The organism is Micromonospora sp. CA-111912 (assembly GCF_050948415.1).
Classification (GTDB): domain Bacteria; phylum Actinomycetota; class Actinomycetes; order Mycobacteriales; family Micromonosporaceae; genus Micromonospora.
The window spans coordinates 4,037,926-4,061,126 of record NZ_CP192007.1 but is presented as its reverse complement, the minus strand read 5'-3'; the positions used below and the strand labels follow the sequence as shown (position 1 = coordinate 4,061,126).

Sequence of the window (23,201 nt, the reverse complement as noted above, 5' to 3'; positions counted from 1 at the left end):
CGTACCCGTCCCCGGCATCGAGCCGGGTGGTCCGGGCGGCGCGACGCGTACCCGAGATCGGAGATACGTGGTGATCCACGTCGTCGTGGCCGAGGACATGGGACTGCTGCGCAGCGCGCTGTGCGCCGCGCTGTCGAACGAGGAGGACATCGAGGTCGTCGCCGATGCCGCCGGCATCGGGGAGTTGTGGGGGGTGTTGCGCCGGGAGCACCCCGAGGTGTTGGTGCTGGAGCTGAAGCCGGAGGTACCCGAGTCGGCATGGGTGGTGGCGAAGGTGGCCGCCGAGGCCCCGGGAACGGCCGTGCTGGCGATAAGCCACCGCTGGAGCCCGCCGCTGGTCGAGGCGGCTCTGGCGGCCGGCGCGCGCGGCCTGGTCAGCAAGAACGCCGGACTGTCGGAGCTGGTGCGCGCGGTCCGGACGACCGCCGCCGGTGAGCGGGTCATCGACCCGGCCGCCGCGGTGGCCGTGCTGAGCCCGCCGGTCAACCCGCTGACCCGCCGGGAGCTGGAGGTGCTGCGGGTGGCGGCCGAGGGCCTGCCGCTCAAGGAGATCGCCCGTCGGCTCTTCCTGGCCCATGGGACGGTGCGCAACCACTTGTCGGCCATCCTGCACAAGACCGGTGCCCGCAACCGGATGGAGGCCGTCCGACTGGCGCAACGGGACGGCTGGCTGTAGCCGTCGCGGGCGGGCCCGGCACGGTGCGTGCCCGGGTCCGCCCGCTCACCGAGCGGACCCGTCAGTAACGTGTTTGAATATTGACTGTCTGTGATCAATGGAGCTGTTCGGGAGAGGTCCGTCGTGATCCGTACCCTGCTCGCCCTGGACGGTGCCTTGGTTCGGGGCGCGTTGTCGCTCGTTCTCGCCGCCGAAGAGGACATCCACGTGGTGGCGGAGGTGGGCCGGGGCGACGCGGTCGGCCAGGCGGTCCGCGTCGGCCGGCCGGACGTCGCGGTGGTGGACTTCGACCTGATCACCGAAGGCGCGGCGACAGAGCGGTGCCCCCTGCTGGTGCTCGCCGACCCCCGCCGGGCCCGGGGCCTGTACGGCGTGTTCTCCCCGGGTCGGACGGTCGGCATCCTGGCCAGCGACGTGGCCCCGCACCGGGTGGTCGACGGGATCCGGCGGCTCGCCCGGCGCGAGTCGGTGGTGGACGCCGAGCTGGTGCTGGCGGCGCTCGGCGCCGACAGCCCGTTGACCGAACGGGAGACCGAGGTGCTGCGGTTGACCGCCGCCGGCGCCCCGGTCGCCGAGGTGGCCGGGTCGCTGCGGCTCTCGCACGGTACCGTCCGCAACCACCTCGGGCGGATCGCCCGCAAGACCGGGGCCCGGACCCGGGTCGAGGCGGTCCGGGTGGCCCGCGAGTCCGGCTGGATCTGACCCGAGACTGCCCCGTGATCCGCCGTGGAGGCGCGGCGGCTCACGGAGCCGAGCCGAGCGGAGCAGCGGGGCGGGGCGGGCGCGGCGGCGGGGCGGGTGCGTCAGCCCTGCCGGGCCGGTGCCGGCGTGGGCCGGTCGTCCCAGTGCCCGACGAGCTCCCGGTAGGCCGCCGACCGGGCCAGCAACTCCTCGTGCGTGCCGGCCACCGGCCGCTCGCCGTCGACCACGAGCACCCGGCGGGCCCGGACGGCGGAGCTGATCCGGTGCGCGATCACCACCAGGGTGCCGGGCCGGCGGGCGAACGCGTCCTCCACCGTCGCCTCGGCCGCCGGGTCCAGGTGACAGGTTGCCTCGTCGAGGATCACCAGCGGGGCGGGGGACAGGTACGCCCGCACCGCGGCGACGAGTTGCCGCTCGCCGGCGGAGAGCGCGCCGGGCGTCACCGCCCCGTCCAGCCCGCCGAGCCGGGCTGCCAGCGCCCCGGCCCCGAGGGCGTCGACGGCGTCCGACATGGTGCCGCCGTCTGCCTCCGGGCGCAGGTAGCGCAGGTTGTCGGCGAGTGAGCCGGTGAAGACGTACGCCTCCTGCGGCACCAGCACCCGCAGCCGGGCCAGCGCGGCCGGCGGGGCGCCGGCCACCGGAACCCCGCCCAGGAGCACCGTGCCGGCCTGCGGGGCGAGCAGGCCGGACAGCAGCGCGGCCAGGGTGGACTTGCCCGCCCCGCTCGCCCCGACCACGGCGAGGTGCTCCCCGGCGGGCAGGCTCAGGGTGACGTCCGCCAGCACCGGCCGGGCCGCCGCGCCGTAGCGGAAGGTCAGCCCGCGCACCCGCACGGCCGGTTCGGTGCCGCCCGGCCCGGCCGGCGGGCCCGGGTCCGGCGCTCCCGGTGCCTGCTCGTCCGGACGGCCGGCCGGCGCGGCGCCGCGCTGGGAGTCGGGCTCGTCCGTGGGGTCCGGGCAGGTCCGCAGGATGCGGTCCAGGGTGACCACGTAGCGCAGACCGCCGCCGCCGAGGCCCTGCACCAGGGCGTGCAGGGCGGGCTGCAGGCCGGTGGAGACGTAGATCAGCGCGCCGAGCAACGCGCCGGCGGTCAGGCCCCGGTCCACCAGCCGGGGCGCGGCCAGCAGCAGCACCGCCAGCGGCAGCCAGCCGCCCACGCCGAGGCTGAGGCTGCGCACGGCGGACATCCGGCTCAGGACGCGCTCGGCGACGGCCTGGTCCGCCACCCGCCGGCCCACGTCGGCGACGACCCGCCCGGCCGCCCCGCACGCCCGCACGTCCCGGTGCCCGGACAGCGCGGACGCGCCGGCCCGGCCCAGCTCCTCGCCGGCGCGGACGTACCGGCGCTGCTGCCCGGCCATCGCCGGCAGCGCACCGAGGAACACGGCCAGCCCGGCGACCAGGGGCGCGGCCACCAGCGCCGCGACCACCGGGTCCAGGGCGACCAGCCCCAGCAGGGCCGCCCCGGCGGCGAACAGGAAGCCCCGGGTCACCATCAGCAGGCCGGCGAAGGTGTCCCGGACCAGCTCCACCTGGTGGGTCAGCCGGGCCGCCGCGGCGCTGTCCGCGCGTCCGCCGGGCCGGGTGGCGTCCCGCAGGGCCGCCCGGACCACCCGGGCGGCGAGGTCGTCCCGGAACGGCTCGACCACCGCGCCGAGGCTCCGGTACGTCCTGCCGGTCGCCACCGCGCCGATGAGCACCGCCCCGGCGAGCAGCCCCAGCCAGCCCAGGCCCACGCCCGGCCGGCCGGCCAGGAAGCCCGCGTCGACCGCCCGCGCGACCAGCGCGCCGGAGAGCAGCGCCGGCAACGCCTCGACGACCGACCAACCGGCGAGCCGCGCCACGACCGGCCGGCGGGCCCGCAGCGCCGCCCAGGTGACCTGCCGCACCCCGGGGCGGGGCGCGCCCGGATCGATCCGGCGTCCCCGGTGGCTGGTACCGAGTCCCCGGCGGCTCATCCGCCGTGCCCGTCGGCGTGGAAGACCGCCCGGTAAGCCGGGTCCGCCCAGAGCCGCCGGTGCGGGGCGAGGGCGCGCAGCCGGCCGTCGTCGAGCCAGGCGACCAGGTCCGCGCCCGCCGCCGTGGCGACCCGGTGGGTGACCACCAGCCGGGTCCGCTCGCCCGGCTGCCCCGCCACCGCCCGGGCGATCCGGTGTTCGGTGACGGTGTCCAGGCTGGATGTGGCGTCGTCGAGGATCAGCAGCCGGTCGGCCGCGGCGAAGGCCCGGGCCAGCCCGAGCCGCTGGGCCTCGCCGCCGGACAGCGGCGTGTCAACCAGCGGGGTGCGGAAACCCGCCGGCAGCCGGTCGACGACGTCGGCGACCGCCGCCGTCTCTGCGGCCCGCCGTACGGCGGGGGTGGCTGGGGAGCCATCGGCTGGCGGCGCGGCCCCGTCCGGGGGCAGGGCCAGCCCGATCGCGTCGTGCACGGTCGCACCGACCAGCGCCGGCCGGTCGAAGGCGTACCCGACGGCCCGGCGCAGGGCGTCCGGGCGCAGCCGGGGCAGCGGCACCCCGTCGAGGCTCACCTCGCCGGCGTCCGGGTCGTGCAGCCGTCCGGCGACGGCGGCGAGGACGGACTTGCCGGCGCCGGACGGTCCGACCACGGCCACCGTGGCCCCGGCCGGGACGGTCAGGTCGACGCCGTCGAGGACGGGCCGGCCGTCGTCGGCGTACACGCTCACCGAACTCAGCCGCAGCGCCCCACGGCCCGGCGGCAGCGGCCGGTCGCCGTCGGCCGGCACCGGGTACGCCAGCAGCTCGGCGACCCGGGCCGCTCCGGAGCGGCTGCGCACCAGGCGGTTCAGGGTGGCCAGCACCGCGCCCAGACCGGCGCCGGTGGCCGCGTAGCGGACCGCCGAGACGAGCTGGCCGGGGGTGAGCCAGCCGGCGGTCAGCGCGTACCCGCCGACGGCGACCACGCTCAGTTGCAGCAGTGGCGCCACGGCGGCGGTGCGGGCGCTGGCCCGGGCCAGCAGCTCCCAGCCGCGCCGGCCGTACCCGCGAAGCTCCGGCAGTGCGGCGAGGATCCGCACCTCCTCCCGGCCGCGGGTCGCGGCGGCGGCGATGGTCCGGGCGCCGGCCAGGGACTCCAGCAGCCGGCCGGCGATCGAGTTCAGGGCCTTCTGGTAGCCGGCGGTGGCCGCCGAGGCATCGGTGACGAACGCGCGCATCAGCCCGGCCAGCAGCACGAGCCCGGCGAGCAGGGTGACCCCGAGCACCGGCTCGATCAGGGTGAGCGCGACGACGCTGCCGAGCGGGGGGAGCACCGCGATCGCGCCGAGCACGACGGCGGTGCCGGCCTGACCGGCGTCGGCGGCCTGCCCGACCAGCCGGCCGACCAGGTCGCCGACCGGGTGCCGGCGGGCGGTGCGCACGTCGAGGGCGAACAGGTGCCGCAGCAGGCGCGTCCGGATCCGGGCGGTGGCGCGGGCGGCGCCGTACCCGCTGGCCAGGTCGCCGAGGGTGTCGGTGGCGACCAGGACGACGACCAGGGCGCAGGCGGCGGCCGGCCACCACCGGGTGCCGCCGGTCAGCGCCGCGTCGACGGCGAGGCCGAGCACCGCCGGCAGCAGCAGCTCGGCGACGGCGCCGGTCAGTGTGACCGCAGCCAGCGCGGCCGTCCATCCCCCGGCGTCGCGGACCACCCGCCGCAACAGCCCGTCGCCCGTGCGCATCGGTTCCCCCTCGAACGGCGGGCGGCCCCGGGTGGACTTGTTCTGTCCACCCGGGGCGCCGCGGATCGACCCGGTCAGTTGCAGGTGGTGATGGAGAGCGAGCTGTCGCCGCAGAGCAGCAGGCTCGCGCTGGAGCCGCCGCCGGTGCGGTCGGCCGGGGCCATTTCGAGGCCCTGGAGGTCCAGGAGCGCCATGTCGAATCACCTCCATCCGTGGTGGGTGCGGTGTGGTCGGTGCGGTGGGTGCGGTGCGGTCAGTTGCAGGTGGTGATGGAGAGCGAGCTGTCGCCGCAGAGCAGCAGGCTCGCGCTGGAGCCGCCGCCGCCGGTGCGGTCGGCCGGGGCCATCTCGAGGCCCTGGAGGTCGAGGAGCGCCATGTTGAATCATCTCCTTGCGTGGTGGGTGCGGTGCGGTCAGTTGCAGGTGGTGATGGAGAGCGAGCTGTCGCCGCAGAGCAGCAGGCTCGCGCTGGAGCCGCCGCCGCCGGTGCGGTCGGCCGGGGCCATCTCGAGGCCCTGGAGGTCGAGGAGCGCCATGTCAAATCACCTCCTTCCGTGGTGGGTGCGGTCAGGGTGGCCCTCGCCGAGGCGAGGGAGTCTCGGCGCGCCGGCCAGCGGCGCGAGGAAGGGCAGGTCCACCGGCTCGTCGTGCCGCGCGGCGGCCAGCGCGAGCAGCACCCCGGCGGAGCCGGTGCCCAGGTCCATGGACAGCCGCAGGAGCTGCTCGCCGGGGAAGGCGGTGCCGCCGCCGTACGGCAGGGCGTGCCAGGCGAGGCGGCGCAACTGCGCGTCCAGCTCGCGGCGCTGCACCGGGTCGTCGGTCAGGGTGGCCAGGTACGCGATGATCCCGGCCCGCCCGGCGAAGAGGCCGGACTGGGCGTAGAACGGGGACCGGGCTGCGCGGCGTACCCCGGCGCTCGCCTCGGCGAACCGCTCGTCGGCGCGGTGGCGCAGGTACTGGTCCAGCACCAGCCCGATGCCGACGCCGCCCTGCCCGAGGTACGGCATGGTCCGCCAGCCCTCGTTGACCTCCAGCGCGCCGTTCGGGCGCACCACACACCGGCGCAGGTCCTGGCGCAGCGCGGTGGCCGCGTGATCCAGCAGGGCCTCCTCGCCGGTCAGCTCGTGCAGCCGTAGCAGCAGCAGCGCCGGCCCGGTACGACCGCGCAGCAGGCCCGCGTACGGGTTGCGTCCGCCGCTGATGTCCGGGCCGGGATCGTCGGCGAGCCGTTCGACGACGGCCGCCGTCATTTTGTCGGCGGCGTCGCGCAGCCCGGTCTCCCCGGTGCGCCCGGCCAGCTCGGCGAGGTTCAGTGCGATCCCGGACAGGCCGCTGGCCAGGCTCAGGTCCAGCTCGGCCCAGGGCTGGCGCAGGCAGATGTCGAGCACGTCGAGGGCGTCGGACCGGCGGTCCAGGTGCTCCAGCGCGTACGCCACCCCGTGCAGGCCGTCGTAGAAGCCCAACCGGGTGCCGGACGCGGGGGCGGTGGCCCGCCGCACCAGCCAGTCCTCGTACTCGGGTCGGCGGCCCGCGCCGCTGACGGCCAGGGCGTGCAGCACCCCGGCGGCGCCGTGGGCGAGGTTGAGCCCGCCGGTGTGGAACTGCGCGATGTCGCCGGGGAAGAGCCGGTCGTCGCGGTCCGGGGTGGCGCTGGCGAGGATGGCGGTGGCGATCCGCCGTCGCACGTCGGGCCAGTCGCCGTCGAGGTCGTACCGGCGCGGGTCGGCGGCGGGCGCGGAGGTCCCGGCACCGGCCTCTCGGCCGGGAGCGGTGGGCGCGGCGGTCCCGGTGATCTCGGCGACCGCCTCGGCCAGCCACGGTCGGGGGACCGGGAAGCTCTCGGCGATCACGTCGGCCAGGTGCGCGGCCTTGTCCGGGGCGATCCGGACGAGCTGGGTCAGCGGGAGGAACAGCGCCAGGCGCAGGCAGGCCAGGGCGTACCGGTCGACTGCCGGGCCGGTCCGGTCGCCGGGCGCGGCGAACCCCTGGTTGCGCAGTCCCGGCCGGCGGTGCCCCTCGATCGGCGCGGTGACCTCGAAGTCGACCAGTGCCACCCGGTCGTCGGGGCGGACCATGATGTTGAACAGGTGCAGGTCGCCGTAGACCAGGCCGCGCTCGTGGATCGCGGCGACGATCGCCTCGACCTGCGTCAGGACGTCCCGCGCCCAGTCGGCGTACGCCGCCCGGTCTGCCTCGGTGGCGTCGGCGTCGATCAGCGGGTACCGGTCGACGACGACCTTGTTCAGCGCCCGGCCCTCTATGAACTCCAGGGCCAGGAAGCGGTGCTCGCCGAGGGCGAACTCGTCGTGCACGGCGGGCACCTGGGGCAGGTCGGCGAGCCGGCGCAGTGCGGTGGCCTCCCGCTCCAGCCGGGCCACCGCGTCGATGCCGTCGGCGTCCAGGCCGGCGTGCGGGCGGGCCTCCTTGAGCACCACCTCGGTGTCGGTGCGCAGGTCCCGGCCCACGTACAGGCCCCCGCCGTTGGAGAAGTGGATGACCTTCTCGATCCGGTACGGCACCTCGGTGGTGCTGGTGGCGCCGCGAGCGGCCAGGTGCGGGGCGAGGAAGTCCGGCAGGGTGACCCAGTCCGGGAGGTGGAACACGGGGTCGCGGCGGTCGGGCACCAGCGTGCCGGTGCCGTCGGCGATCGCGGGGACCACCTGCCCGTCCGGGGAGAGGCAGTAGCAGCGGGCGAAGCCGCCGTAGCGCACGTGGACCGGGCCGGCGCCGTAGCGCAGGTCGCTGAGGATGTACGGCCCGTCCTCGCCGCCCAGCAGCGCGTCGAGCTCCTTGCAGGCCAGCTCCAGCTCGGCGGTGTCCCGGGGGTAGATGGTGACGAACTTGCCGCTGGCCGAGCGGGACGCGTACTTGGAGTTGCGCAGCAGCAGGGTGCGCGGGCCGCGCAGGAACTTGAACGACAGCCCGCGCGGCACGCAGTACGCCCACACGGCGTCGAGCACCCGCTCGGCGTTGGCCAGGGTGGCCGACACGTGGATCTTCCAGCCCTGCTGCGGCAGCGAGCCGCCCTCCGGGGCGTGGATCAGCCAGTCGTCGAGCGACTCACGGCGCCAGCCCGCCGGCACGTCCCGCTCGGCGGCGGCGAAGGCCGGCTGCGCGACCGCGCTGCCGAGCGAGTCGTAGAAGAGCCGGTCAGCGGCGCAGTAGTTGTCGTAGCGCTCGTCCACCGTGGCCCCCTCCGCGATCCCGGCCGGTTCCGTTCTCCGGCGTTGAATCGAGTTTCGTGGAGGTGGCCGCCCGAACCCAGTGCCCTAAGTCACGAAGCAGAATGCGTGTTACACGGGTCGGGGGTGACAAAAGTCAGCGCGAGGCCGTGTGATCTGGAAGGAAACCGCCGGGGCCGGGGCGGAGAAATTTCAGGGCCGCGAGAAGACTAATCGGCCGACGCCCCTGCGGGCGTCGGCCGATCAGGTGGGACGGCGGTGACGATCAGTCAGTGTGCCGCTGCGCCCGGTACCGGGCGATCAGGGCGCGGGTGGACGAGTCCAGCCCGGACAGGTCGGCCTCGTCCCCGGTGAGCAGCGGCGCGAGCTGGTTGGCCATCACCTTGCCCAGCTCCACGCCCCACTGGTCGAACGGGTTGATGTCCCAGATCGCGCCCTCGGTGAACACGATGTGCTCGTACAGCGCGATGAGCTGGCCGAGCACCGCCGGGGTCAGCTCGGCGGCGGTGATCGAGGTGGTCGGGTGGTTGCCCGGCATCACCTTGTGCGGCGCCAGTTCGGCCGGCGTGCCCTCCGCCTCGACCTGCTCCCGGGTCCGGCCGAACGCCAGCGCGGCGGTCTGCGCGAAGAAGTTCGACATGAACAGGTCGTGCATGTCGTCCAGGTCGTGCCGGGGGCGGCTGAACCCGATGAAGTCCGCCGGCACCAGCCGGGTGCCCTGATGGATCAGCTGGTAGAAGGCGTGCTGGCCGTTGGTGCCCGGCTCGCCCCAGAAGATCTCCCCGGTGTCGTACGACACCGGCGTGCCGTCCAGGGTCACCGACTTGCCGTTGCTCTCCATGGTGAGCTGCTGCAGGTACGCCGGGAAGCGGTTCAGGTACTGCGAGTACGGCAGCACCGCGTGGGTCTGCGCGCCGAGGAAGTTCGTGTACCACACGTTGAGCAGCCCGAGCAGCGCCGGCACGTTGCGCTCCACCGGTGTGGTCCGGAAGTGCTCGTCGACGGCGTGGTAGCCGCCCAGCAGCTCGCGGAAGCGCTCCGGCCCGACCGCCAGCATCACCGACAGCCCGACGGCCGAGGGCAGCGAGTACCGGCCGCCCACCCAGTCCCAGAAGCCGAACATGTTCTCCGGGTCGATGCCGAAGTCCCGCACCCGATCGGCGTTGGTGCTCACCGCGACGAAGTGCCGGGCCACGGCCGACTCGTCGCCGCCGAGGCCGGCCAGCAGCCAGTCGCGCGCCTGCCGGGCGTTGGCCAGGGTCTCCTGGGTGGAGAACGTCTTCGACACCACCACGAACAGGGTGCTCGCCGGGTCCAGGTCGGCGGTCGCCTCGGCGATGTCGGTGGGGTCGATGTTGGAGACGAACCGGCAGGAGATCCCGGCGTCCCGGTACGCCTTCAGCGCCTCGTACGCCATGACCGGCCCGAGGTCGGAGCCGCCGATGCCGATGTTGACCACCGTGCGGATCCGCCCGCCGGTGTGCCCGACCCACTGCCCGGAGCGGACCCGGTCGGCGAACGCGCCCATCCGGTCCAGCACCTCGTGCACGTCGGCCACCACGTCCCGGCCGTCCACGCTCAGCGAGGCGTCCCGCGGCCGGCGCAGCGCGGTGTGCAGCACTGCCCGGTCCTCCGTGGCGTTGATGGGCGCGCCCGAGAACATCGCGGCGATCCGGTCGGTCAGTCGGGCCCGCCGCGCCAGGGCGGCGAGCAGGGTGAGCGTCTCGTCGGTGACGAGGTTCTTGCTCCAGTCGACGTGCAGGTCCGCCACCTCACCGGCGAGGCGTTCACCCCGGTCCGGGTCGGCGGCGAACAGGTCGCGCAGGTGCGCGTCCCGGGCCTTCTCCGCGTGCGCCGCCAGCGCCCGCCACTCGTCGGTGGTGGTGATCTCCTCGGCCATTCTCCGGCTCTCCTCCCGCACCTGCTCAACCGTTGCGCGGCCGTCACCGTACTGTGCGTGCCGGCCCGCCCGGGCCAGATTGCCACCAGCCGGGACGTGTCGCACCCCGGGCCGACTCAGGCCACCCGGGCGATGCCCCGGCCGGCGGGTCGGCACCGCGCCGGGACGCAGGGCGTACTGGCCCGCATCGGCGCGCCGGTCCTCCCCCGGGGGCCCGCGTTTCCTGTCGTACCCCTGAGGCAAGATCTTTCTCAGGACGCGGCGCCCGGTGGGGCCCGGTTCCGGCGGGTCGTCGCGCCCGTCACCCCCATTTGTCGTGCGCCGGCCCGTCGTCGGCGCGGAGTCGGTGCGCCCGCGGGCGCACCGGGTGCGGAGGTCGTAGGTGCTGGAGACGGAGCACGTCCCGTGGGAGCGGCGCAGCCTCGCGCCGGTGCTGCCCGCGGTGCGTCCCCGCAAGCTGGCGAAGGTCCCCTTCGTCGAGCTGGCGGACGGCCGGTTGCAGGGGGTGGTGTCCAGCGGTTCCGACATCGAGCGGGTCTACGTCTCCTCGATCGCGGCCGGCAGCCACGGCTTCAACTGCTCCACCAACAACAACCGGCCCTGCGGTGGCCTGCGCGGCGCGCCCTGCAAGCACCTGCACGCCCTGCTCGACGAGGCCGTCCTCCAGTACGGGGTCGAGCGCGTCGGCCGGTACCTGCGCATCGACGTCACCGACGGGGTGCAGACCGGTGCCGACCTGGCCCGCCGGCTCGACGGCCACCACGAGCCGACCCCGGCGGCGGTGGTGTTCAGCCGGTTCCTGCGCCACCTGGCCTACCTGGAACTGCCGGCCGCCGACGGCCCGCTGCCCGAGCTGCACTGGTTCCCGGCGACCGGGGCGGGCCGCTGATGCGCGGGGCCCAGCTCACCGCGCTGCGCGACGCCGCGCCGGCCGGCCTCGCCCCGGCCCTGGACCTGGTCGCCGGCCTCGACGACGCGCTCGTCGCCGGCCTGGCCCGGGTGGGCGAGGCGCAGGCCGCCGCGCTCGGCGACCTCGTCGCCGCCCTGGCCGCCACCCCGCTCGGCGACCGGGTCGCCGAGGCGGTCGCCAAGCTCACCGCCGGGTCGCCGGCCGACGAGCACCTGGCCGCCCTGGCCGGGGCGCGCACCGCCCTGCTCGGCGCGGCGCACGACGCCCTGCTCGCCGGGGCCGACGCCGCCCTCGGCCGGGAACGCGCCGCGCAGCCGACCCCGCCCACCGGCCCGCCGCCCGCCGAGGCGGCGGCCCCGCTGTCCGCCGCCCGGTCCTGGCTGACCGAGCTGGCCATCACCGGCTGGCGCGGCGTCGACCACGACCTGGTCGCGGCCGGCAGCCGGCCGATCGAGGCGATCCTCGCCGTCCCGGCGCTGCGTCGGCTGGCCGTCCTCCTCGACGGCCTGGCCGCCGAGCTGCGCGCGTCCTGCCCGGTCGCCACGATGCCGGCCGTGCCGGCCCGCCGCTGGGCCGACCTGTGGGCCCGCGCCGTGCTGCTCGCCCAGGAGGCCGCCGGCGTCCCCGACCCGTCCGCCGCCGGCGTCGAGACCGTCTCCGGGCGGCTGCTGGTGCTCGGCGTCGACGTGCACGAGCACGCCACCGCCGTCCAGGTGCAGGCACACGCCGTCCTCGAACCGGCCGACGGCGGCCCGGCCCGCCTCGTGCGCACCGGCGTCGCCGCCGCCAAGGTCGACACCATCGTCGGGCCGGCGCTGTGGCGGCTGCTCACCGACCACCCGGTCCTGCTGGGCGCGCTCGCCGAGCACCGCAGCCTGGAGGTGACCGACCTTCCGCTGGCCGGCGGCGACCTGTGGTGGCGCGACGGGCAGGCCCGTCCCGGCGAGTCGGCCGACCCGTTCGCCACTGCCCGGGTGCTGCTGCCCACCGCGGTCGCCGCGCCGGTCCCGCCGCTTGGCCGGCACCCGGTCGCCGTCGGCGAGCCGGTGCTGCTGGAGGGGTACGCCGTCGACACCGGCGAGGACGGCGGCCTCCGGTTCACCGTTGACGGGGAACGAATCGCGGTGGACGTCGACCGGCTGCCGGCCTGCGGCCCGCTCACCCCGGCCCTGGTCGCCGCCTCGACGGCCTGCCTGGGGCTGCTGCGCTGGGACGGCCGGTGGACGGTGCAGCCGCTCGCCGTGCAGGCCACGGTCAAGCGATCGACGGTCGCCGCGCACAACGGCGACTGGGCGCATGGCCCCACCGACCCGAAGGTCGCCAAGGCCGAGGCGAAGGCCGGCGACTCCGTCGCCGTGCTGCGGGAACGCGCCGGACGGCTGCTGCGCCGATGAGCGCGACCCCCGAGGCGCCCGGTGCAGGCGCGCAGGTGAACGCCGACGCCAACCGTCGGCAGGTGCTCTACTGGCGGCTGCTGGCCCGGCTCTTCGACCCCGCCGATGAGCAGCCGTCCCTGGAGGCGGCGAGCGTGGCCGTCGTCGACGACCTCGGCCTGCCGGCCGCGCTGCTGGATCCGTCGGTCTCCGTCGACACCGTGGTCCAGCGCTTTCCCGGCCTCGCCGACGAGCTGGACGGCCTGCTCACCCCCGACCAGCCGGCGGACGACGAGCCAACCCCGGCGGACGACGAGTCGGCCGCGGCGGGGGAGTCCGAGGTGCGGCGGGCGGCGCTGGTGTCCAAGCTGTTGCTCAACGTCTTCGCCACGGGCGGGGGCAGCGTCAGCGCCAGTCAGCTCGCCCGGTGGCAGTCGGACGCCGGCTGGTTCGAGCGGGCGCTCGGCTGCGAGCCGGGTGAGCTGCGCCGGCAGGCCGGGGCCGGCGGCGGGCTGGGTGGCGTGCTGGCCGGCCTGGAGGGCGACCTGGTGCGCCGGATGCACCTGCGCGAGGTGCTCGCCGACCCGAGGCTGGCCGCGAAGCTCACCCCGAGCATGTCGCTGATCGAGCAGCTGCTGCGGGACAAGTCCAACCTGTCCGGGGTGGCGCTGGCCAACGCCAAGGCGTTGATCCGTCGGTACGTCGACGAGGTTGCCGAGGTGCTACGCACCCAGGTCGAGCAGACCAGCGTCGGCACGATCGACCGGTCGGTGCCGCCGAAGCGGGTGTTCCGCAACCTGGACCTGGACCGCACGATCTGGAAGAACCTCACCAACTGGAGCCCGGAGGACCAGCGCCTCTACGTCGACAAGCTCTACTACCGGCAGACCGCCCGGCGCACCACCCCGGCCCGGCTGATCGTGGTGGTCGACCAGTCCGGCTCGATGGTCGACTCGATGGTCAACTGCACCATCCTGGCGTCCATCTTCGCCGGGCTGCCCAAGGTGGACGTGCACCTCATCGCGTACGACACCCGGGCGCTGGACCTGACCCCGTGGGTGCATGATCCGTTCGAGGTGCTGCTGCGCACCAAGCTCGGCGGCGGCAACGACGGGCCGGTGGCGATGGCCATGGCCCGGCCGAAGATCGTCGAGCCGCGCAACACCGTCATGGTCTGGATCTCGGACTTCTACGAGTTCAACCGCTCGCAGCCGCTGTTCGACGGCATCGAGGCGGTGCACCGTTCCGGGGTCAAGTTCATCCCGGTCGGCTCGGTCAACAGCTCCGGCAGCCAGATCGTCAACCCCTGGTTCCGCCAGCGCCTCAAGGACCTGGGCACCCCGGTCATCTCCGGCCACATCCGCAAACTCGTCTTCGAGCTCAAGAACTTCCTCACCTAGGAGACCCCTGACATGTCCGAGATGTTGCGTGCCCCCGTCGAGGTCAAGTTCGCCGAGGAACTGGCCTGGCTGGAGTCGGTCGACACCGACCCGAAGCCGTTCTCCTGGCGGCTGAGTCCCCGCATGGTGCGGCTGTTCGTGCTCGGCTCCGAGCGGGCCGACGGGCTCGACCGGGAGGTCGCCCAGAAGTGGTTCGGCGACCGCAGCTTCGTCGAGCGGGCCATCGTCACTCTCGCCTCCGACCGGGGCCTGCTGCTGATCGGTGACCCGGGCACCGGCAAGAGCTGGCTGGCCGAGCTGCTCGCCGCCGCGATCTGCGGCAACTCCACCCTCGTCGTGCAGGGCACCGCAGGCACCACCGAGGACCACATCAAGTACTCGTGGAACGTCTCCATGGTGATCGCCAAGGGGCAGTCCCGGGACTCGATGATCCCCTCGCCGATCATGACCGCGATGGAGCAGGGGGTGATCGGCCGGTTCGAGGAGCTGACCCGCTCCACCAGCGACGTGCAGGACGCGCTGATCTCCATCCTGTCCGAGAAGTACGTCTCCATCCCCGAGCTGGACGACGACAACATCGTCTTCGCCAAGCCCGGCTTCTCCATCATCGCGACCGCCAACAGCCGGGACCGGGGCGTCAACGACCTGTCCTCGGCCCTGAAGCGGCGGTTCAACTTCGTCCGCATCCCCGTGGTGACCAACAAGCGCAGCGAGGCGGAGATCGTCCGGTTCCGCACCGAGGAGCTGCTGCGCCGGCACAGCATCGAGCTGGACGTCCCGCCCACCCTGCTGGACATCCTGCTGCAGAGCTTCGCCGACCTGCGGGCCGCCGCCGCCTCGGCCACCAGTGACGACGAGAAGCTGGAGTCGGCGCTGTCCACCGCCGAGCAGATCGGCGTGCTGGAGGACGCGATCCTGCACAGCCAGTTCTTCGGCGACCGCACCCTGAGCGCCGCGACTCTCGCCGGCTCGCTGGTCGGCTCGCTGGCCCGGCGCAGCCCGGAGGACCTGGCCATCCTCAACAAGTACCTGCACGGCGTCGTGGAGCCCCGGGCCAAGAAGGACGGCGGCTCCTGGGAGGGCTTCCTCGACGGTGGCCGCCAGGCGATCGCCAACCTGTCGTGACCGGCCCGACGACCGCGCCGCCCGGCGCGACCCCACCACCGCCCTCCGGCGCGACCCCACCGGCCGGGTCTCCGGCCGAGACCACCGTGCCCGGCGGGGACCGGTCCCCGGCCGCCGGTGCCGCGTCCGGGGCGTTCCGGGGGCTGCGCGAGCAGCTCACCGACGCCGCCGAGACGTTCGCCGGCAGCCCGGGTGCGCTCGCCGGCATCCTCACCGGGATGGTCGACGACGTCGACCGGGCGCTCGGCGAGCGGCTGGAGATCTTCCCGGTCTGCCACCACTCGCCGGCCTCCGCGCTGGCCATGGTGCGCCGGCTGCGCGCGAAGCGGCCGAAGGTCATCTACCTGGAGCTGTGCGAGGATCTGCAACCCCTGCTGGGGGAGCTGCGAAACTGCCGGCTGCCGGTGGCGGTGCAGGCGTTCGCCTCGAAGCTGGACGGGTTCCCCGTCGAGTGGGCGCCGCTGAGCGTCGTCGCCCCGATCACCGAGGCGTCGGCGGAGTACCAGGCCATCGCGTACGCGCTGGAGACCCCCGGCGTGGAGCTGGTGCTGGTGGACCGCTCGGTCGACCACGTGTTCCAGTGGTCGCCCCGGGACCCCGCCGGGGGCGGGGGCGAGGCGGGCGGCCCCGCCGACGGGGCGCCGCAGGAGGCAACGGCGACCCACGAGGAGGAGGCGGCGTTACACGGCGATGCCGTCGGCGTGGAGATCGGCGACCTGCGGCCCCGCTTCGCCGAACTGGAGGCGTACCTGCTGCACCACGGCAAGGTGCGGCACTGGTCGGAGTGGTGGGACCAGTACGTCGAGCAGCCCCTGGTCGGCGCCGACCACGAGACGTACCGCCAGGTGATGGTGCTGATCGGCAGCCTGTTCCGGCGGCTGCGCCCGGCCGACGCCGAGCGGCTCGACCGCGACGAGGAGCGCGAGCGCTACATGTGGACCCGGATGCGGGAGCACCTGGCCGCCTCCGGCGCCGACCCGGCCGACTGCCTGTACGTCTGCGGCGCGTTCCACGCCGCCAGCCCCGTCGCGCAGTTCGGCACCGGCCCCGACGCGACCTCGTACGAGATCAGCCCGCGCACCGCCACCCGCTGGCTGTACGGGCTGATCCCGTCCAGCCACTCGGCGATCGAGGCGCAGTTCGGGTTGGCGCCCGGCTCGGTGTCCATCGCCGCCGCGACCTGGGCCAAGGCGGTGTCCCGCTCGGGCGCGGTCCCGTTCCGGCTCGCCGGCCAGCAGGGCGGCAAGCCCGCGAAGGGGCGCTCCCGCAGGGCCGCCGCCCCGGTCGCGGTGGCCGACGAGCCGGTGACCGACCGGCTGTCGGGCTTCCTGGCCCGCCCGCCGGTCCTCGACGGCCTCGACGAGGCGGAGCTGCGCGGCTGGTGCGTGGACATCGTCCGGCTGGCGCGGCGCAACGGGTACCTGGCCAGCACCGCCGACGCGATCGCCGTGTTCGAGACGTCGATCCTGCTCGCCGGGCTGCGTAACCGGGCCCGCCCCACCCCGTACGACTTCGCCGACGCGGCGGTGACCTGCATCGAGAAGGACGTGGTGCCGGGCCGGCGGGACGTCCGCCGGCTCTGCGAGATCCTGCTCGGCGGCGACCGGATCGGCCAGGTCGGCTACGAAGCCCTGCCGCCGCTGGCCCGCGACGTGCTCGACCGGCTCGCCCCGCTCGGGCTCGACCTGGACAAGCGCACCATCCAGCGGGCCCTGCTGGACCTCCAGGGCCAGCCGGCCGTGGCCCCCTGCTCCGACCTGCTGTGGCGGCTGCGCCACCTGCTGCCCCGGGACGCGGTCCGCCCCATCATGGGCGAGCGGCGGCTGGGGGAGCGCTCGACGCAGGAGAGCTGGGACCTGGCGCTCGGCCGGCACCAGCGCGCGCTGATCGAGCTGGGCTACGAGGGCGTCACCGTCGAGCAGGTCCTCGAACAGCGGCTGCGCCGCCGGGCGTGGGGGCCGCAGGCCACCGCGGCGGTCGCGCTGGAGGCGGTCGAGGACGCGATCCTGCTGCTCGACGGCCGCCGGCTCGTCGACGAACTGGGCGCCCGCGCCGTGGAGCTGCTCGCCGCCGAGCGGACCGTCGACGAGGCCCCGGAGGTGCTGCGCCGCATCCGCCGGTTGCTGGCCCACTACCGGGCCACCGAGCCGGACCTGCCGGCCTGGTGCGCGGCCTTCGTCACCACCGGCTACGCCCACTACTGCACCCTGCTGCCCACCGCGTTCGTCGACGCCGAGGCGGGGGTCCGTCAGGTGGCCGCCATGCTGGGCTTCCTGTTCGGCATGGAGAGCCTCGCGCTGGCGCTCGGCTGCGACCGGGCCCAGCTCGAACTGGCCGTGCGGCAGTCCCGGCCGGAGGCACCGGCCCGGGTGGCGCTGCACTGGGCCGCCCAGCACCAGCTCGGCCTGCTGCCGCTGGCCGAGCTGCGGGCCCGCGCTGTGGAGTTGCTGGCCAACCCGCTGGTGGTGCCGGCGTTCCCGCAGTACCTCAGCGGGTTCGTGCAGGCCCTGGAGCCGGTTCCCGGCCTTGCGCCGTTCGTGGTCGAGCTGATGTCCACGGCGTTCGCCCGGCTGCCCGACCCGGTGCTGCTGCCCTGGCTGCCGACGCTGATCACCACCCTGCGCGAGCAGGCGGGCGAGCTGGTGCCGACCCTGGTCCGCGAGGCCGGCCGGACGTTCCCCGCCACCCTGCCCGCCCTGGACGCGTGGGTGCCGCCGTGGGCGGCCCGACCGGCGGCGTCGCCCGCCGCCGCGTCGGCGTCCGCCCCGGCCGGGCCGGTGGTCGACCTGCTCGTCGGCCACCCGGCGACCTGCGACGCCGTGGCCGACCTGCTCGGCTGCCCCGGCGAGTGGCGGGTCGGCGAGCCGGCGACCGGGCACGGGACGGCGGTCGATCCGGAGGTGGTCGCCCTGCTCGCCGCGCATCCGGCCACCGCGGCCGAGGTCGAGGCCCTGCTCGCCCCGGCCCGCTGACCCCACCCGGCGAACCAGGGCCGGCAGTTTCCGGCCCTGGCCGACCAGGGCCCGCTCCGGCGCAGGCTGACCACGGCTGGCAGCCCCGGGGCGGCTGACCAGGGCCGGCCGCCCCGGCCCGGCTGACCAGGGCCGGCCGCCCCGGCCCGGCTGACCACGGCGGGCCGCCCCGGCCCGGCTGGCCAGGGCCGGAGCGGCGGGGCGGTCAGGGGCGGCGGCCGAGGTGGTGGCGCAGCGCGAGGTGCAGGGCGAGCCGGGCGTCCGGATCGTCGAGCTGCGCGCCGTACCGCTCGCGCAGCCGACGCAGCCGGTACCGGACGGTCTGCGGGTGGGTGTGCAGGAGCCGGGCGGTCTCGACCACCTGGCCCTGGCTGTCCAGCCAGGCGGCGAGCGTGTCGGCGAGGGCGCGCCGGGCGGCCGGCCCGAGCGGGGCCAGCGGCGCCAGCGCCCGTGCGACGAGCCGGTCGGTCAGCCCCGGCTCCCAAACGGTGAGCAGGGTGAGCAGGTGCGCGTCGCAGTCCAGCACGCCGTCGGCGGGCAGCACGCCGTCCCGTTGCAGGCGCAGCGCCCGCCGGGACAGCCGGTACGACGTGCGGGCCTGCCGCAGCGGCACGGTCGGGCCGAGGGCCGCCCGTCGGCCGGTCAGCGCCCGACGCAGATGGGCGAGGCGGCCCGGGGCGTTCGGGTCGGGCAGCACGATCCGGACCACGTCGTCGATGACCGTGGCCACCGCGCCGCCGCCGATGGCGCGGGCGAGGTGCTCGTCGTCGGTGCCGTCGACGCTGACCACGGCGACGGTGCCGGGCAGCGGCCACCGGGCGGCCTCGGCGGCGGCGTGCAGCGCGGTGTCGCCGGGCGGGTCCGGCTGGACGAGCAGGGTGATCAGCCGGCGGCGGACCACGGTCCAGTCGTGGGCGGCGTCCCGCTGCTCGTCGAGGTAGCCCTCGGCGGCGGCCCCGGCGAGGGTGTCGGTGTAGCCGAACAGGGCGGCGGCGATGAGGTACAGCTCGTCGGCGGCGAGCCGGTCCGGCCGCTCGGGCGCGACCAGGAACGCCCAGAGGGCCCGGGCGCCGACGGTGAGCACCGAGCGCAGCGCGTCGACGCGGTGCCCCTCCTGGTACTCGGTGCGGCCGAGGTCGTGGAAGACCCGCCGGGTGTCGGCGAGGGACCGGCCGGGGTCGGCGACGGCCGCCACGAACGCGTCGACGGCGGTTTCCACGCCCAGGGCGAGGCCCCGGCCCTGCCCGCCGGTCAGCGAGCGGCCCTGGGCCCGCATGGTGGCCCGGACGCTGCGCAGCGTCTCCTCGTGCAGCCGTGGCCGGACCGCCCGCAGGTGCTCGCCGACGTGTCGGGGGAGCCCGGCGAGGCGGGGCTCCAGCTCTTCCAGGGTGTCCGCCACGGTCGCCTGCCCTCCCGATCCGCCGACGATGTGCGGCACCCACAGCCGCAGTTCTTGTCATCCGGATGACAAACGCCGGGGCCGATCCTGCGCCGGCGTACCACCGATTTTGGCACCATGGTTCGTAGGGTTCCGGCATGGACGCGGATGTGATCGTTGTCGGGGCCGGACTGGCGGGCCTGGTCGCCGCCACCGAGGCGGCCGACGCCGGCCGGACGGTGCTGCTGCTGGACCAGGAGCCGGAGCAGAACCTCGGCGGGCAGGCGTGGTGGTCGTTCGGCGGGCTGTTCCTGGTCGACTCGCCCGAGCAGCGGCGGATGGGCGTCCGCGACAGCGTGGAGCTGGCCTGGCAGGACTGGCTGGGCAGCGCCGCGTTCGACCGCGCGGAGGACCACTGGCCGCGCCGGTGGGCCGAGGCGTACGTGCACTTCGCGGCGGGGGAGAAGCGGGCCTGGCTGCGGTCGATGGGGCACCGGCTGTTCCCGGTGGTCGGCTGGGCCGAGCGGGGCGGCGGCGCGGCGGACGGGCACGGCAACTCGGTGCCCCGGTTCCACGTCACCTGGGGCACCGGCCCCGGGGTGGTCGAGCCGTTCGCCCGCCGGCTGCGCGCCGCGGTGGACGCCGGCCGGGTGCGGCTGTGCTTCCGGCACCGGGTCGACGACCTGGTCACCACCGGCGGCGCGGTCACCGGGGTACGCGGGGCGGTGCTGGAGCCCAGCGACGCCCCGCGCGGCGCGCCCAGCTCCCGGGTCGAGGTCGGCGAGTTCGCGTACGCGGCGCAGGCCGTCGTCGTCACCTCCGGCGGGATCGGCGGCGACCACGACCTGGTCCGGGCGGCCTGGCCGGCCCGGCTCGGGGCCCCGCCGAAGCGGATGGTCTCCGGCGTCCCGGCGCACGTCGACGGGCGGATGATCAGCATCACCGAGGCCGCCGGCGGGCAGGTGATCAACCCCGACCGGATGTGGCACTACGTCGAGGGGCTGCGCAACTGGGATCCGGTCTGGCCGCAGCACGGCATCCGGATCCTGCCGGGGCCGTCCTCGCTGTGGTTGGACGCCACCGGGCGACGCCTGCCGGCGCCGCTGTTCCCCGGCTTCGACACCCTCGCCACGTTGCGTCACCTGCGTGCCACCGGCCACGACCACAGCTGGTTCCTGCTCACCAAGAAGATCATCGCCAAGGAGTTCGCGCTCTCCGGCTCGGAGCAGAACCCGGACCTGACCAATCGCAGCATCCGGCAGGTGGTCGACCGGGCCCGCGCGGGCATCCCCGCCCCGGTGGCGGCGTTCCTGGAGCACGGTGCGGACTTTGTCGTCGCCGACACGCTGGAGGCCCTGGTCACCGGCATGAACGACCTCGTCGCCCCGGACGGCGGCCCCAGCCTGGACGTCGCGCAGGTGCGGCGGACCGTCGAGGCCCGGGATCGGGCGATCGCCAACCCGTTCGGCAAGGACGCCCAGGTCACCGCGGTCCGGGGCGCGCGGGCGTACCGGGGCGACCGGCTGATCCGGGTGGCCCCGCCGCACCGGCTGCTGGACCCGTCGGCCGGGCCGCTGATCGCCGTCCGGCTCAACATCCTCACCCGCAAGACCCTCGGCGGGCTGCACACCGACCTGGACGGCCGGGTGCTGCGGGCCGACGGGCAGCCGCTGCCCGGGCTGTACGCGGCCGGCGAGGTGGCCGGCTTCGGCGGTGGGGGCATGCACGGCTACAACTCCCTGGAGGGCACCTTCCTCGGCGGCTGCCTCTTCTCCGGCCGGACCGCCGGACGCGCCGTGGCCGCCGCGACCGCCTGACGGCCCGACCGCCTGACCGCCGTGACCGCCTGACGGCCGGCCGCGACCGCCTGACCGTCCCGAGCCGCGCGACCCGCCGGCGGCGGGCAGCTCCGACGCCGCGCCGCGATCGGGGAATCGGCGCGGAGTATGACCGGAATGGATATTGACCAGGGAATAGACGCATGTCAGTGTTTGCTTTCCTGGAACGAACGTCGCGGCGCCCCTCCGGACGCCGCCGGACCCCGCCGCCCACCCGGCGCGCGGGGTCCGGTCACGCCCAGGTGCACGAACCCCCGACCTGCACCGAGGAGCATCATGAGACGCACCACGTTGACCGCGGGCATCGCGCTCGCCGCCGCCGTCGCGCTGACGGCGTCGACGGCGACGCTGCCGGCCGCCGCCGCCGCCCCCGCCCCCGCCCCGGCGCTCGCCGCGCTGGCCGCCCCGGACATCTCCGTGACCAACGTCCAGGCCCACCTGACCCAGTTCCAGAGCATCGCCAGCAGCAACGGCGGCCACCGCCGGGCCGGCTCGGCCGGCTACACGGCCTCCGTCAGCTACGTCAAGAGCAAGCTCCAGGCCGCCGGCTACACGGTCACCGAGCAGAACTGCACGAGCTGCACCTACCCGGGCAACAACGTCATCGCCGAGTGGCCGGGCGCCGCGCCGGCCGACCAGGTGGTCATGTTCGGCTCCCACCTCGACGGCGTCTCCGCCGGCCCCGGCATGAACGACAACGGCTCCGGCTCCTCGGTGCTGCTGGAGAACGCCCTCGTGCTGGCCCAGCAGAACCCGACCATGACCAAGCGGGTCCGGTTCGCCTGGTGGAACGGCGAGGAGCAGGGCCTGCAGGGCTCGAAGTTCTACGTCAACTCGCTCAGCGCCACCCAGAAGGGCTACATCAAGGGGTACTACAACTTCGACATGGTCGCCTCCACCAACGGCGGCTACTTCATCAACCGGGTCACCTCCACCACCGCCGCGCCGCTCAAGGCGTACTGGGACTCGCTGGGCCTGGCGCCGGAGGAGAACGTCGAGGGCCAGGGCCGCTCCGACGACTACTCGTTCCAGCAGGGCGGCATCCCGACCTCCGGGTACGCGATGGGCGCCAGCGCCCGCAAGACCAGCGCGCAGGCCAGCAAGTGGGGCGGCACCGCCAACGCCTCGTACGACCCCTGCTACCACTCGTCCTGCGACACCACCAGCAACATCAACGCCACCGGGCTGAACCGCAGCGCCGACGGCATCGCGTACGCGATCTGGGACCAGGCGGTCGGCAGCGGCACCCCGACCAACGACTTCTCCGTCGCGGTCAGCCCGACCTCCGGCAGCGTCGCCCGGGGCGCCTCCACCACCGCCACCGTCTCCACCGCCACCACCTCCGGCAGCGCCCAGACCGTCGCCCTGTCGGCCTCCGGCGCGCCCAGCGGGGTGACCGTGTCGTTCAGCCCGTCGTCGGTCACCTCCGGCGGCTCGTCCACGATGACCGTCGCCGCCTCCTCGACGGCGGCCACCGGCACCTACGCCATCACGGTCACCGGCACCGGGTCGGCGACCCGCACCGCCACCTACAGCATCACCGTGACCGGCACCGGCGGCTGCGCCGGCGGCCAGGTGGTCGGCAACTCCAGCTTCGAGAGCGGGGCCACCGTCTGGACCGCGTCCTCCGGCGTGATCACCAACTCCACCAGCCAGGCCGCCCGCACCGGCTCCTACAAGGCGTGGCTCAACGGGAGGGGCACCTCCAACACCGAGACGCTGTCCCAGTCGCTGGCCGTGCCGGCCGGCTGCGCCACGTACACGCTGTCGTTCTGGCTGCACATCGACAGCGCCGAGACCACCACGTCGGTGGCGTACGACAAGCTCACCGTCCAGGTCGGCAGCACCACGCTGGCGACGTACTCGAACCTGAACAAGGCCACCGGCTACGTGCAGCGCACCTTCAACGCCGCCGCGTACGCCGGGCAGACGGTCACCCTGAAGTTCACCGGCGTCGAGGACGCCTCGCTGCAGACCAGCTTCGTCGTCGACGACGTCACCCTGACCGCCAGCTGACCGGAGCGGAGGGGCCCCGCCAGCGCCTGCGCCACGGCGGGGCCCCCTCCCACC

General features: G+C 75.1%; 17 protein-coding genes. 9 read left to right on the top strand and 8 right to left on the bottom strand.

Annotated features, from left to right (window positions below):
- Window positions 1-70: 70 nt before the first annotated feature.
- Both ACQPZO_RS16810 and ACQPZO_RS16805 read left to right on the top strand, forming a co-directional pair.
- Entirely contained in the window at window positions 71-676 is a 606-nt protein-coding gene (locus ACQPZO_RS16810) for a response regulator transcription factor (protein ID WP_433342047.1), read from the top strand.
- 123 nt (window positions 677-799) lie between these two features.
- Complete coding sequence (locus ACQPZO_RS16805; RefSeq protein WP_433342045.1) at window positions 800-1,378, top strand: response regulator transcription factor; 579 nt, start codon at window positions 800-802, stop codon at window positions 1,376-1,378.
- A gap of 101 nt (window positions 1,379-1,479) precedes the next feature.
- Here the strand turns inward: ACQPZO_RS16805 and ACQPZO_RS16800 are convergent, their stop codons facing one another.
- From ACQPZO_RS16800 to pgi, 7 genes are all read right to left on the bottom strand, one after another.
- Window positions 1,480-3,336, bottom strand: a complete 1,857-nt coding sequence (locus tag ACQPZO_RS16800; protein ID WP_433342043.1) for an ATP-binding cassette domain-containing protein — start codon at window positions 3,334-3,336, stop codon at window positions 1,480-1,482.
- Entirely contained in the window at window positions 3,333-5,054 is a 1,722-nt protein-coding gene (locus tag ACQPZO_RS16795; RefSeq protein ID WP_433342041.1) for an ABC transporter ATP-binding protein, read from the bottom strand. The genes ACQPZO_RS16800 and ACQPZO_RS16795 overlap by 4 nt, the downstream gene beginning before the upstream one ends.
- 74 nt (window positions 5,055-5,128) lie before the next feature.
- The gene (locus ACQPZO_RS16790; RefSeq protein WP_117669281.1) at window positions 5,129-5,248 is read right to left on the bottom strand and encodes a SapB/AmfS family lanthipeptide; all 120 of its coding nucleotides are present in this window, start codon (window positions 5,246-5,248) and stop codon (window positions 5,129-5,131) included.
- Window positions 5,249-5,307: 59 nt separating this feature from the next.
- Window positions 5,308-5,430: a SapB/AmfS family lanthipeptide gene (locus ACQPZO_RS16785; protein ID WP_433342039.1), complete on the bottom strand. Its 123-nt coding sequence runs from the start codon at window positions 5,428-5,430 to the stop codon at window positions 5,308-5,310.
- Window positions 5,431-5,466: 36 nt separating this feature from the next.
- Window positions 5,467-5,589 (bottom strand): SapB/AmfS family lanthipeptide, encoded by a 123-nt coding sequence (locus tag ACQPZO_RS16780; protein WP_433342039.1) that lies wholly within the window; start codon window positions 5,587-5,589, stop codon window positions 5,467-5,469.
- A 6-nt stretch (window positions 5,590-5,595) separates the two neighbouring features.
- Window positions 5,596-8,238, bottom strand: coding sequence for a class III lanthionine synthetase LanKC (gene lanKC, locus ACQPZO_RS16775; RefSeq protein WP_433342037.1), 2,643 nt, complete (start codon window positions 8,236-8,238; stop codon window positions 5,596-5,598).
- A gap of 262 nt (window positions 8,239-8,500) precedes the next feature.
- The gene (gene pgi / locus ACQPZO_RS16770) at window positions 8,501-10,135 is read right to left on the bottom strand and encodes a glucose-6-phosphate isomerase (RefSeq protein ID WP_433342035.1); all 1,635 of its coding nucleotides are present in this window, start codon (window positions 10,133-10,135) and stop codon (window positions 8,501-8,503) included.
- A gap of 385 nt (window positions 10,136-10,520) precedes the next feature.
- On the opposite strand from pgi, the gene ACQPZO_RS16765 reads away from it, so the two are divergent.
- The 5 genes from ACQPZO_RS16765 (at window position 10,521) to ACQPZO_RS16745 (ending at window position 17,915) form a co-directional block, all read left to right on the top strand.
- Window positions 10,521-11,024 carry a hypothetical protein gene (locus ACQPZO_RS16765; protein ID WP_433351043.1) on the top strand — a complete coding sequence of 168 codons (504 nt, stop codon included), beginning with the start codon at window positions 10,521-10,523 and terminating at the stop codon, window positions 11,022-11,024.
- Window positions 11,024-12,439 (top strand): hypothetical protein, encoded by a 1,416-nt coding sequence (locus ACQPZO_RS16760; protein ID WP_433342033.1) that lies wholly within the window; start codon window positions 11,024-11,026, stop codon window positions 12,437-12,439. The genes ACQPZO_RS16765 and ACQPZO_RS16760 overlap by 1 nt, the downstream gene beginning before the upstream one ends.
- On the top strand, window positions 12,436-13,818 hold the full coding sequence (locus ACQPZO_RS16755) for a VWA domain-containing protein (protein ID WP_433342031.1): 1,383 nt from the start codon (window positions 12,436-12,438) through the stop codon (window positions 13,816-13,818). Before ACQPZO_RS16760 ends, ACQPZO_RS16755 begins: the two co-directional genes overlap by 4 nt.
- 12 nt (window positions 13,819-13,830) lie before the next feature.
- Window positions 13,831-14,943, top strand: a complete 1,113-nt coding sequence (locus tag ACQPZO_RS16750; protein WP_396672815.1) for an ATP-binding protein — start codon at window positions 13,831-13,833, stop codon at window positions 14,941-14,943.
- A gap of 86 nt (window positions 14,944-15,029) precedes the next feature.
- A complete protein-coding gene (locus ACQPZO_RS16745) occupies window positions 15,030-17,915 on the top strand; it encodes a hypothetical protein (RefSeq protein ID WP_433351041.1) in 2,886 nt (961 codons plus the stop codon).
- A 205-nt stretch (window positions 17,916-18,120) separates the two neighbouring features.
- Here ACQPZO_RS16745 and ACQPZO_RS16740 read toward each other — a convergent pair whose 3' ends face one another.
- Entirely contained in the window at window positions 18,121-19,314 is a 1,194-nt protein-coding gene (locus ACQPZO_RS16740) for a helix-turn-helix domain-containing protein (RefSeq protein WP_433342029.1), read from the bottom strand.
- 137 nt (window positions 19,315-19,451) lie between these two features.
- On the opposite strand from ACQPZO_RS16740, the gene ACQPZO_RS16735 reads away from it, so the two are divergent.
- On the top strand, window positions 19,452-21,110 hold the full coding sequence (locus ACQPZO_RS16735) for an FAD-binding dehydrogenase (RefSeq protein ID WP_433342027.1): 1,659 nt from the start codon (window positions 19,452-19,454) through the stop codon (window positions 21,108-21,110).
- Between the two features lie 297 nt (window positions 21,111-21,407).
- Window positions 21,408-23,147, top strand: a complete 1,740-nt coding sequence (locus tag ACQPZO_RS16730; RefSeq protein ID WP_433342025.1) for a M28 family peptidase — start codon at window positions 21,408-21,410, stop codon at window positions 23,145-23,147.
- The last annotated feature ends 54 nt before the right edge of the window (window positions 23,148-23,201 follow it).